1 protein-coding gene is annotated in these 763 nt (G+C 67.2%); it reads left to right on the top strand.

Translation table 11 applies throughout. The features are described from left to right. Positions 1-39 precede the first annotated feature (39 nt). Positions 40-763 (top strand): hypothetical protein (locus DSP71_RS09170; RefSeq protein WP_113680943.1); only part of this gene is annotated, 724 nt, incomplete at its 3' end.

Raw genomic sequence — 763 nt, 5'->3', positions numbered from 1 at the left:
GGGCGGCAAGAGCCCGCCGAGAAGTAGGCTGAACGCATCATGGACGAGTTCATCCAGGGCTTCTGGACCTTCGCGCAGCACTACTGGTGGCTCATCTTCCCGATCATGGGAATGGCCGGTGGTATCGCGAAGACGTGGGAGCGCAGCTCCAAGCGACGACACGAGCGCCGCCTGGAGACCCTTCGCATGAAGGCGCAGCTGAAGACCGCCGAGATCGAAGCGCGCGCGCTCACCCAGCAGGCCAAGCGCCGCGGACCCTCTGTCGTCGACACCACAGCGTCCGTGGCACCGAGCGATCTGGTCGCGCGCCTGTTCGCCGAGCATGACGAGATCACGGCACGCTGGCTCGACTACGAGCTCGACGTCGCCAAGCTGATCGCCTTCCCCGCCATGAGCGATGGGCGCCAGCCGCTGACCGCCGCGTTCCTGCGCGCCAAGAAGACGGCCGATGCCCTGCGCCCCGCCTCCGCCGACGCCAGGGTGTCGGAACAGCAGGTCACCGAGTACCTCCAGGCCGTCGGCGACTACGCGGTCGCTTTCGAGATCGCCGAAAAGGATGCCAGGCGCCTGCGCGATTCGACCTTTACCGAGCCGGAGCGCAAGCGTCTCGAACGCGCACAGCAGCTGCTGAAGGTCGCGGTCGACGAATCCGCCACGCAGGCCGAGCGCAACGTCGCCTACAAGCGCGTGCGCGAGGAGCTCGACGGCCTCATCCTGCTCTCCGACGACGCGGTCACCGTGCTGGAGAAGCAGGTGGCGAAGG

The sequence above is a fragment of the Microbacterium sp. H6 genome (assembly GCF_003314775.1).
GTDB classification, from domain to species: Bacteria; Actinomycetota; Actinomycetes; order Actinomycetales; family Microbacteriaceae; genus Microbacterium; species Microbacterium oxydans.
The sequence above is the reverse complement of the archived record's forward strand: the minus strand, read 5'-3'. Positions and strand labels throughout refer to the sequence as shown.